Raw genomic sequence first — 9,631 nt, 5'->3', positions numbered from 1 at the left:
CATCCTAAACGCGCTGCAGGGCAAAAAAATCTCGCTTCAAAGCGCAAGCGCGATAAAAATTTCGCAAAATTTAACGCTCGTCTCGCCCGCACTTGCTTCACAAAATCCCGTGTCCTCGCAAAATTCTGCAAATAGCACAAATTCTGTGGCGCAAAATTCTATCAAAAACGCAAGCTCTAGTGCGGACGATTACGTCATGCAAAATTCTATGGGTAGCGCGCAAAGCTCGCAAGACGACGAAAGTAGCGGCTCGCACAATTACGCGCAAAAGCTCACGAGCTCTGATGGCAAAAACAACTCAGAAAATTTCGCCGCTTCAAATTCAATAGCAAACGCTGCAAAAAATTCTACGAATTGTGCAGCCAAAAAGCCGCGGAATTGCGAAGATGGATGGAATTTTACAGAATCAGAAAGCCTAGAGAATTTTAAAAGCAATGATTTCACCAAGCAAAATTCAATCCCTGACGAGAATTCTCAAAATTACGCGAATGAAGATGCAATGAAAAATTCCGCCCGCTCATCAAATCCCGAAAAAGCCGGAAATTTCGCAAACGCAAAAGCTCACGAAAGCCCCGCTCGCTTCGCAAGCGAGCTGAAAGAGGCGGGAATCTTCGATTTTATTTTGATCGATGCGGGGCTTGAGTATCTTGGAGAATTTTTGAGTATCGGCGACGAAAATATCGTGCTGTGCGCGAACGAGCCCTGCTCGATCAGCAACACCTACGCGCTTTTAAAGACGCTTGGGGCTAGCAAAAAAGAGGTTTTGTTTTTGCTAAATTTCACCGCAAGCGAGGAAGATGCCGTGATGATCTACGAGAATCTAAAGTCGGTTGCGCACCGCAATATAAGCGAGCTGAGCTTTAAACTGCTAGGCTTTGTGCCGTTTTGCAAACAAGTAGCCGTCTGCTCACAAAATCGCGCGCTTTTTAACTCGCACTATCCGTTTTCGCCCGCTACCATCGCGCTTAGACAGAGCGTCTCGCGATTTTTGAGCAAGCAGGGCTGCGAGCCGATCGATATGAGCGCTTACCGCGGCGTCGGCGGATTCTTACGAAAACTTAGCAACCTAGTATGATTTACGACGAGATTTTAAATCGCGCAAATTCTGCATTTTTAAACGGAATTTTAAAAATTTAATGTTATTCTTAAAGCTAAAATTTTAAATAATATACATAAAAGATAGATTAATCATGCAGTTAAAAGAAATTTTAAAAGACATCAAAATCGCCCGCGACAATCTCAAAAATGTGGGCAAAAGCGCCACGATCTTTGGCTCGGCACGCTTTAGCGAGGACAATCGCTACGTAAAAGACGCGCAAAAGCTCTGCGCGGCGCTTGCGGATATGGGATACGCGATCATCACGGGCGGCGGCGGCGGGATCATGCTGGGCGCGAACAAGGGCGCCTTCTCGCGTGCAAAAACGCACAGCGTGGGCTTTAACATCATGCTGCCGTTTGAGCAAAAAAGCAACGGCTTTTTGACACAGGGCGCGAAATTTTCGGCATTTGCGCCACGCAAAGGCGCCCTCATAGAAAACAGCGAAATTTTCGTCATCTTTCCTGGCGGCTTTGGGACGCTGGATGAGTTTTTCGAAATTTTAGTGCTGGTGCAGACGGGCTTTAAACGCGCACGGATCTATCTTTACGACGAGGAATTCTACGCGCCTTTGATGGAGTTTTTCCGCACTTCGCTGCTAAAATCTGGTGCGATAAACGAAAGCGATCTGCAAAATTTCAAGCTCTGCGACAGCGTGGATGAAATTTTAACGGACGTGCAACGTAAGGAGAACGAATGAAAATTTTAGTCGCAATGAGCGGCGGCGTGGACAGCTCGATGTGCGCGAAGCTGCTACAGGACGCAGGCCACGAGATAGAGGGCTGCTATATGAAACTGCACGCAAAGCCCGGCTATCATGAGGCAAACATCGCCAAAGTTCGCAAAGTAGGCGAGTTTTTGGGTATAAAAATCCACATTTTGGATCTGCAGGATGATTTTAATCGCGACGTTTACGAGCCCTTCGTGCAGGCTTATATCGATGGTCTTACACCAAATCCATGCGCGCTGTGTAACCGCCGCATAAAGCTCGGCAAGCTTTTGGAATTCGCGCGCGAGCAGGGTTTTGAGCGCCTAGCTACGGGGCACTACGTCCGCATCGAGGACGGGCTTTTAAAAGCCGCTGTAGATCTTAGCAAAGATCAGAGTTATTTTTTAGCAAACATCGATCCTGCCGCGCTTAAATTTATGCTCTTTCCGCTTGGAGGGATGTATAAAAAGGACGTCAAAGAGGCTGCGCGCGCCTATACTGAGCTTTCGCAGATCGCTTCCGCAAGCGAAAGCAGTGAAATCTGCTTTGTGGATACCACATATATCGACGTTTTGAACCGTCATACGGGCACCAAAATGCCCGGCATCGTGCGCGACCGCGCGGGCAACGCCATCGGCACTCACGAGGGCTATATGCACTACACGATCGGCAAGCGCCGCGGTTTTACGGTGCACGGCGCGCATGAGCCGCACTTCGTGCTAAGCATCGACCCGCACAAAAACGAGATCGTCGTGGGCTGCAAGGAGGAGCTGGCGACCTACGAGTTCGACACCGAAAATTTCAACGCCTTTTTAAGCAGGGATGAAATTTTAAATATGCCGGGTCTCGGCGTTAAGATCCGCTACCGCAGCGCCAAACTCCCCGTTAAAATTTCGCCTCGCGAAAGGGACGGCGTGCATGCCGTGCTGTCCGCGCCCGCAGCAGGCATTGCTCCGGCACAGCTCGCGGCTTTTTACGACGAGCGCGACCGCGTAGTAGCAAGCGGATTTATAAAATAGCGCTTCACATCCGATGCCCGCTTTCGGCGCCGCTTAGGGCCCATCTGCTCGCAAAACGGCGCTTTGATCGCGCCGTTTGATCTACACTCACTATGTTAAATTTCATATCAAAAAAGGAATTTGCGCTTTTGAATCCAAGCCGCTAAATTTTGCTCGGCGCGCAAATTTCATGCGTGCAACTTTGCAATTTCAGCCTTTTAAATTTACGTTCTGTCGCTGTGTACGCCTACACTGCTAGCCAAATTTTACGAAAGCTGCGGCGCTAAAATAAAATTTACGGCGACGTCTTATCCAAGCGCGCCGTGACGCGAAAATCGCGACCGATATAAAATATTTCGCGCGTCGTCGCGACGAGGCGAAACGAAATTTGCACACCCCCTCTTAAAGCGATTTGCGATGAAATTCTAAATCTGCGCTAGAGCCCACGACGACATTTAAATTTTATAAATTTATGCCGAAGCAAAATCAAATTTAAAATTTAGCAGCACTTTCCATGCTCGAATTGTGCTTAAATCGCGGCTAAAATTCTACCCGCGTCTTTACCTCAAAAAGCAGCTCGCCGTCCACTGCTTCAAGCCCGCCGCTCTTTATCATCTCGCGAATTTTACTCGTGCCAAGGCTGCTTTTTTGAAGCAAAATTTCAACCAAGTCTAGATCCCTGATCTCATAAATGCACCGATCTATCAGCTGCGAAGAGCCCAGATCGTCGAAGTAGAAAAATCGCCCACCGTTTGAATAGATCCAGCCGTATAGCCCGCCGTGCACGCCGCCGACCCTGCGCCACTCATGCGGCAGCTCGAGCGCGAAAAGCCCGCTTTTGCGAGCGACCAGCCTACGACTGCTGCGGCCGCCGCCCCAAACTTCGGCGCCTTCTAAAAAATATATCCGCTCGCCGCTTTGAAATACGCTGCCGCTAAGCGCGCGAACTTCGCCCGCGAAGGGATTGTCTCCCGCGCGCTTTTGCTTTCCGTCGTTCTCGTCGAAATAATAGATGCCGCCAGGGGAGGCAAAAAGCAGATGGTTTGAATGCGCAAGCTGCCTATCTAGCGGAGTATAGGGCGCGGAGGCGGGGTCAAATTTTAAATCGTTCGCAAAAACATCGCCGCTTTTCGCATCCCACAAAAAATAGTCCAACCGCTGCTTAAAAAGATCGTAATGCCCGCCGTTATCGCGCGCGTCAAGGCGCAGGTTTTTAAAATACACGCTCGCGCCGTCCGCGGCGTAAACGCCGCTAGCGCGCCCATCGCTTCCCTCTATCCGGCGCAGGCTCTCAGCATCGGCGCCAGGCAAAACCTCTCCCTTGTAAAATGCGCGCGAGCCCTGCGCAGCGTAATATACGCCCGCGATTTGGCGCAGATCCGTAGCGTCCATTCGTTTAAATTTATAGAGGTAGCTTTGCGGCTTGGGCGCATCCCAAAAAATATGCGCCAAGGTTTCATAAGTGAGCTTAAACGCCCCCAGCGCGTCGTTGGGCACCGCCTCGCCGTCGCAAAAGTAGCTAACTCGCCCGTCGCTTACGTATCCGAATGCTACGGCTTTCGTACGCGCGGGCTCTAGCTCGCTCATCGCGATATTTCCGCAATATACGGCGTTTTTATCCGCGGCGACGTTGGAGCGGTAGCCGGAGCCGAAATCCAAAACCCGAAAGCTCGCCGTATCCGCGTCCGGTATCGCAAAATAGCCCGCACCCACCACGAGGGCGTAAATTTCATCTCCTTTTTTGTAAAAATCGCTGTATTTGATCTGCTCATCGTCCCGCGGCGAATAGTCGTCGCTGGAATTTATAACCGCCACCAGAATAAGCACGCTAAAAGCCGCGAACGCAAACGTTATACCAAGCGCGATCTTGCGCCAAAGCGGCATGCCCCGAGGCGCGTCTCGCACCGGCTTATGATCTGTTTCTGCCTCGCGCACCCTAGCTTTGCGCTTCTTTTGCGCGCGCTCGTCCTTTAGCTCTTGCGTAAAATCCTCATACATCTTTTGCCTCAAATTTAATCTCGCCGCAGATTGCGCGGCACTTGAAATTGTACAAAAGCGCGGCTAAATTTATGAAATTTAACGCTACGGGCAAATTCTGATTCAACTCTTTGCGACGCTAATTTATTTTACGAATGCCACAAAATCTCTGGCAAATTTTAATTCAAAGCGCTTCGTAGCCGCACGGAATCGGCGCCGTAACGCTTGCAAACACAAAATCCTCATCGCCCGTATTTTTCATACCGTGGCACTCTCCGCTTTTGGAAATGATTAGATCGCCCGCACAGATCGGTACCTCCTCGCCCTTGTTCGGATAAAACACGCCGCGTCCGCTTAAGCAAATCCACACGTCATCGCCGTCTGGGTGAATATGCGGCGCTACGACCTGGCCGCGTTTGACGATCCAAACCGCGCCGCAAGTGGCCTCCGTAGTAAAAAATGTCGTTTTTACGGCTCGCTCGTCGCTACAAATAGCATCTTTTATATGAAAAATTCTTTGCATTTTCGCTCCTTTAAGTTCACCGCATCCGGTGCGGTTTCGGCGGAATTTTAGCATCCTTTTCGTGCAGCGAAAGTGAAATTTCAAGCGCCAAACTCGCAACGTAACCTTAAATAAAAACTCTAAATTCTCGTTTTGCTATACGATTTTTTGGAGGATTGAGATCGCATCTAAAAGTAAGAGGCGCATAAGCATGGTATTTGCGGATAGAATTTCGGCTTTAATTTAAGACGGAATTTTAAAAATTCCTCTAAATTTAAAACTGCTCTGCTAGATAAATTTATTAAATTTGATATGAGCTTTGCTTACGCGCTTTTGCTACCCAGATTAAAGCCAAATCGTAGCTTTTATCAAAGACCTCGCGTGGCGCAGACTTTACGGCAAGCTCCAAGTCGGTTTATAAAGCTAAATCGGCTTATAAATAGATGTTGCCTCTGGCTTGTTTTAGCAGATACGCATTTTTGCGCCTCGAATTTTTGCACATTTTACGATAATGTTTTTATAGCGCGTAACATACTGATCACGAGCCGAGCGGGAGTTCAAAGAGATAGCGTTAGAATTTTGCGCTATCTCTTAAATTTCAAAACTATTTTATCTTGCTTGGATCCAGCGCGATCTCGTCGTTTTTGATCACGCCGATCCCCTTATTTAGCACGTTTTGCGCGATCTGTTTAGCTTCTGCTAGCGAGTGCATCGCGAAGGTGCCGCACTGAAATTTATTCAGCTCGGGGATATCCGCTTGAGAGGCTACGCCCAAAATATCCTTCATGCTCGCGCTCCACGCCGCCGCGACGGCGCTCTCGCTAGGTGCGCCGATCACGCTCATATAAAAGCCCGTGCGGCACCCCATCGGCGAAATGTCGATGATCTCGACGTCTGCGCTATTTAGGTGCTCGCGCATGAAGCCCGCGAAAAGATGCTCCAGCGTGTGAGTGCCGCGCTCACTCATGATCTCTAAATTCGGGCGGCAAAACCGCAGATCATAGACGCTAATTTTATCGCCGCTTTTGGTGCGCATGCTCTTTGCAAGCCGCACGCCAGGGGCATTCATGCGAGTATGATCGACCTTGAAACTATCTAACAATGGCATATTTTCTCCTTAAATTCAGATCACGGCGATTTTAACATAAAATTCCGCACTTTCAGGCGCACAGACGAAATTTTAGTTACAATTACGTTTATTTTAAGGAGAATTAATGCCCTATATAAACGTCAAAATCACCAAAGAGCGCGGCGGCTTAAGTCGCGAACAAAAAGCAAGGCTCGTAAAAGACCTAACCGACGCCCTCGTAGCCGTGCTAGGTAGGGGCGAAAAAACCACGGTCGTGACGATAGACGAAATATCCACTGACGACTACGCGATCGGCGGACGGCTAGTAAGCGAAATCAGAAAGCGGCAGAGCTAAGCTCGCGCGCCAGGCTAAATTTAAAAAGCGAAATTTTAGAATTTTAAAATTTTCATGCGAAATTCTACGTGGCAGGCACCGCTTCTAAAGTAATAAAATTTGCGATAACCTCAGCTTGCAAGATGAAATTTTACGCTAAATTCCATGCTGTAAAATTCAAAAAACCAACCGAGCGGAAATTTTAAAGCGGGTATAATAGTGAAATTCTTTGAAAAATAGACAAGATAGAATTTATGCAAGTTTTAAAATTTTACCAGATAAATTTTAGGCCTTGCAGGTTTAAAATTTCGCAAAATATAAATAGATGGTATTCTTAGCGAGCTAGCGCTCCCAAATTAGCTTTTTGCCGAAAGTTAGGGTATTATCGGTCATTTTCATCCAATCGATTCTGATCGTAAAAAAATCAGTCTCCATCGCGCGCGCAAACGGAAAGCGCTTAAGATATAGCGAGGTTTCGCGCTCATCCGCGCTACGGATATGGCCGCAAATCTGCACGCCTTTAATCCTACCTACAAATTTCGTATCCAGCGCAACCGTAGCCGCAACTCCGCGGTTGGCAAAGACTGCTTTGATATGCTCGGAGTCGCTCGCGCTTGCGATGATGAGCTCCTTATTTTGCGGATCGTAGGCGTAAAATGCACTGCAGCAATATGGCAGATTATTGCGCAAAACTCCGAGAGATAGAAGTTTCATCCTGCCTAAAAACTCGTCGAATTTATCCTGAGCGGCACACATTTTAAGCCTCCTTTTTGCTAAATTATACAATGATTTTCTTTTATTAGCTATAATCGCGAGCCAAAATTAGGAGAATTTTTATGGAAAATTATAAAAAAGTAAAAGAGATGTTTTTGATGCAGCAAGCCCTAAACGACGAAACAAATGGCGTAGGCTGGGAGGACGGCTATACAAAAAACGGCAAACTTATCAACTGGAAGCGCTGCATTTACATGGAATGTGCAGAGCTCATCGATAGCTTTGCGTGGAAGCATTGGAAAAATATCTCTGCAGCGCCGGACGTGAATAATATCGTCATCGAGATCGTTGATATTTGGCACTTCGTGATGAGTTATATTTTAGAGCAATATTACGGCAACAAAGACATCGACCACATCGTAAGCGATGTCACGGCAGTAAGCGGATTTGCAGAGTTTAGCTCCTACGCCTACGATGTGCGCGAATACAGCATCTACGAAATCGTAAACGACATCGAGCTCATAATCCACGAAACAAGCGGATTTGAGCTGCAAATCGGCGAGCTGCTGACCGATTTTTTTCGCGTCGCGATTAAATGCGGAGTGAGCTTAGACATTCTTTTTGCCAAATATATCGGCAAAAACGTGCTAAATAAATTCCGCCAAAATAACGGTTATAAAGAGGGTAGCTACCGCAAAATCTGGGGAGACCTTGAAGATAACGAGGTGCTAATCGAGGTGCTATCAAAAGGCGCAGTAAGCGCAAACGAAATTTACGAGCAATTGCAAAAGATCTACGACGCGACGAAGTAAAGTCATAGATTTGCTTGCGAAATTTATCTTTAAGATTTTAAAATTCCATCTATAAAATTTCGGCAGGCAAATTTTAAAAAAGAGGTTTGATTTGGAATTCTGCAGTTTTGTGCCTGAAATTTTACGCAATGTCAGCTTATTTATAAGTGGCAAAATTCCGCGTAGCAAGCAAATAAATATTCGCAACAGGTAAAAACATAGCTAGATGCGGTCTCCCTTTACGCACTATAAATGAGCAGATTAAACGCAGGCGAGCGATCAAAGCATAAATTTCGTATTATAATGCGAGATGAGCCGGCTAAAGCAAGCGAATGAGCCAAGCGAGCGGATTGATGAGGCGCGTTTCGTGCGGCAGTCAAAATAAATCTCAGCTCAAATGCCGTCGTAAAAGTCGCTAAAATAACGCAAATAGGAGCATACATGGGTAGAATTTTTAATTTGGCAAAGCAGGATTTTTTTACGCGCAAGTTTATTTTGCTCTCGCTATTGCCGCTTATGTGCTCGCTTATAATCTTGGGCACGCTCGCATTTTTCGGCAGCAAAGAGCTTTTTGACGCGCTTTCGCAGGGCGCGCAAAGCGGCGATTTTAGCTTCTTGGACGAGCAGCGCTTCCCGGTAATTGCAAAAATTCTAAGCTTCGCTGCTACGAAGTGGATTATCGGCGCGATTTTTTCGGTGTTTGCCAGCTTTGCGGTACTGATGCTTAGCGTGTTTTGTGCGCTTATCATCGCGGCCTTTTTGACGCCCGCAGTCACTAAAGAGATCAACACGCGCCACTACCATCTAAGTCGCGCGGACGAAGCGAGCACGGCGCGAGTGCTAAAGCTGATGAGCGTTGAAATTTTAAAATTTTTAGCGATCTTATTCATCTGCTCGGTGCTTTTGTTTGTGCCGGTAATAAATTTATTCATCATCAACGTGCCGTTTTTTTATATCTATTACAAGCTGGTTCTAATCGACGTCGCTTCAAATGCGTTAAGCGCGAAAAGCTTCGAGCGCTCTTATAAAATGGGCGGCGGATATAAATTTGCCCTAAGCGCTTTTATTTTTTATCTGCTGTGTTTAATCCCGCTGGTAGGATTATTTTTCCAGCTATTTTTCATCATCTTTTTGACGCACGTAGTGCTGATAGACGAAAGCGCCCGCAATAAAAATCGCTAAAGATTAACTAAAATCAATGAAAAATTTTGAAATTTTCATAAAATAGTGCGAAATTTTTTAAGAAAGGATTTCTATGAAATCAGGTGATATTTACATTTGCAATATTTGTTCGCTCAAAAGCAGCGACGATGAAAATGCGGTCTTTATCAAGGCGCATAAAAACGGCGAGACGGTGCATATCTGCACATCCTGCATGCCTAGCGTCATCCATGGCTCGGGCATGGTCGTAAAAAGCAACTCCGAGATCGAAGAAGAGCTT

At 46.9% G+C, this 9,631-nt stretch carries 11 protein-coding genes; 7 read left to right on the top strand and 4 right to left on the bottom strand.

Annotated elements, in window-relative coordinates; all coding sequences use genetic code 11:
- From Q0198_RS03305 to mnmA, 3 genes are all read left to right on the top strand, one after another.
- Positions 1–1,075: hypothetical protein (locus Q0198_RS03305; RefSeq protein ID WP_297894944.1), on the top strand; the 1,075-nt coding region annotated here is incomplete at its 5' end.
- A gap of 115 nt (positions 1,076–1,190) precedes the next feature.
- Positions 1,191–1,796: a TIGR00730 family Rossman fold protein gene (locus Q0198_RS03300; protein ID WP_297894942.1), complete on the top strand. Its 606-nt coding sequence runs from the start codon at positions 1,191–1,193 to the stop codon at positions 1,794–1,796.
- Complete coding sequence (gene mnmA, locus Q0198_RS03295; RefSeq protein WP_297894940.1) at positions 1,793–2,824, top strand: tRNA 2-thiouridine(34) synthase MnmA; 1,032 nt, start codon at positions 1,793–1,795, stop codon at positions 2,822–2,824. The genes Q0198_RS03300 and mnmA overlap by 4 nt, the downstream gene beginning before the upstream one ends.
- Positions 2,825–3,343: 519 nt before the next feature.
- On the opposite strand, the gene Q0198_RS03290 is transcribed toward mnmA, so the two are convergent.
- The 3 genes from Q0198_RS03290 to luxS form a co-directional block, all read right to left on the bottom strand.
- Positions 3,344–4,801: a DKNYY domain-containing protein gene (locus Q0198_RS03290; RefSeq protein ID WP_297894938.1), complete on the bottom strand. Its 1,458-nt coding sequence runs from the start codon at positions 4,799–4,801 to the stop codon at positions 3,344–3,346.
- 163 nt (positions 4,802–4,964) lie between these two features.
- Positions 4,965–5,303 carry a cupin domain-containing protein gene (locus tag Q0198_RS03285; RefSeq protein WP_297894937.1) on the bottom strand — a complete coding sequence of 113 codons (339 nt, stop codon included), beginning with the start codon at positions 5,301–5,303 and terminating at the stop codon, positions 4,965–4,967.
- Between the two features lie 583 nt (positions 5,304–5,886).
- Entirely contained in the window at positions 5,887–6,390 is a 504-nt protein-coding gene (gene luxS, locus Q0198_RS03280) for an S-ribosylhomocysteine lyase (protein WP_177386821.1), read from the bottom strand.
- 106 nt (positions 6,391–6,496) lie between these two features.
- Between luxS and Q0198_RS03275 the strand changes: the two genes are divergently transcribed.
- Positions 6,497–6,706, top strand: coding sequence for a 4-oxalocrotonate tautomerase family protein (locus Q0198_RS03275; protein ID WP_297894907.1), 210 nt, complete (start codon positions 6,497–6,499; stop codon positions 6,704–6,706).
- Positions 6,707–7,027: 321 nt separating this feature from the next.
- On the opposite strand, the gene Q0198_RS03270 is transcribed toward Q0198_RS03275, so the two are convergent.
- Entirely contained in the window at positions 7,028–7,441 is a 414-nt protein-coding gene (locus Q0198_RS03270) for a hypothetical protein (protein ID WP_177386822.1), read from the bottom strand.
- An 80-nt stretch (positions 7,442–7,521) separates the two neighbouring features.
- Here Q0198_RS03270 and Q0198_RS03265 point away from each other — a divergent pair, with 80 nt between their 5' ends.
- The 3 genes from Q0198_RS03265 to Q0198_RS03255 all read left to right on the top strand — a co-directional run.
- Complete coding sequence (locus Q0198_RS03265; protein WP_297894905.1) at positions 7,522–8,211, top strand: dUTP diphosphatase; 690 nt, start codon at positions 7,522–7,524, stop codon at positions 8,209–8,211.
- A gap of 420 nt (positions 8,212–8,631) precedes the next feature.
- Positions 8,632–9,372, top strand: a complete 741-nt coding sequence (locus tag Q0198_RS03260; RefSeq protein WP_297894902.1) for an EI24 domain-containing protein — start codon at positions 8,632–8,634, stop codon at positions 9,370–9,372.
- Positions 9,373–9,445: 73 nt separating this feature from the next.
- Positions 9,446–9,631: hypothetical protein (locus Q0198_RS03255; RefSeq protein WP_297894899.1), on the top strand; the 186-nt coding region annotated here is incomplete at its 3' end.

The sequence above is a fragment of the uncultured Campylobacter sp. genome, assembly GCF_938045205.1.
Taxonomy (GTDB): Bacteria; Campylobacterota; Campylobacteria; order Campylobacterales; family Campylobacteraceae; genus Campylobacter_B.
The sequence above is the reverse complement of the archived record's forward strand: the minus strand, read 5'-3'. Positions and strand labels throughout refer to the sequence as shown.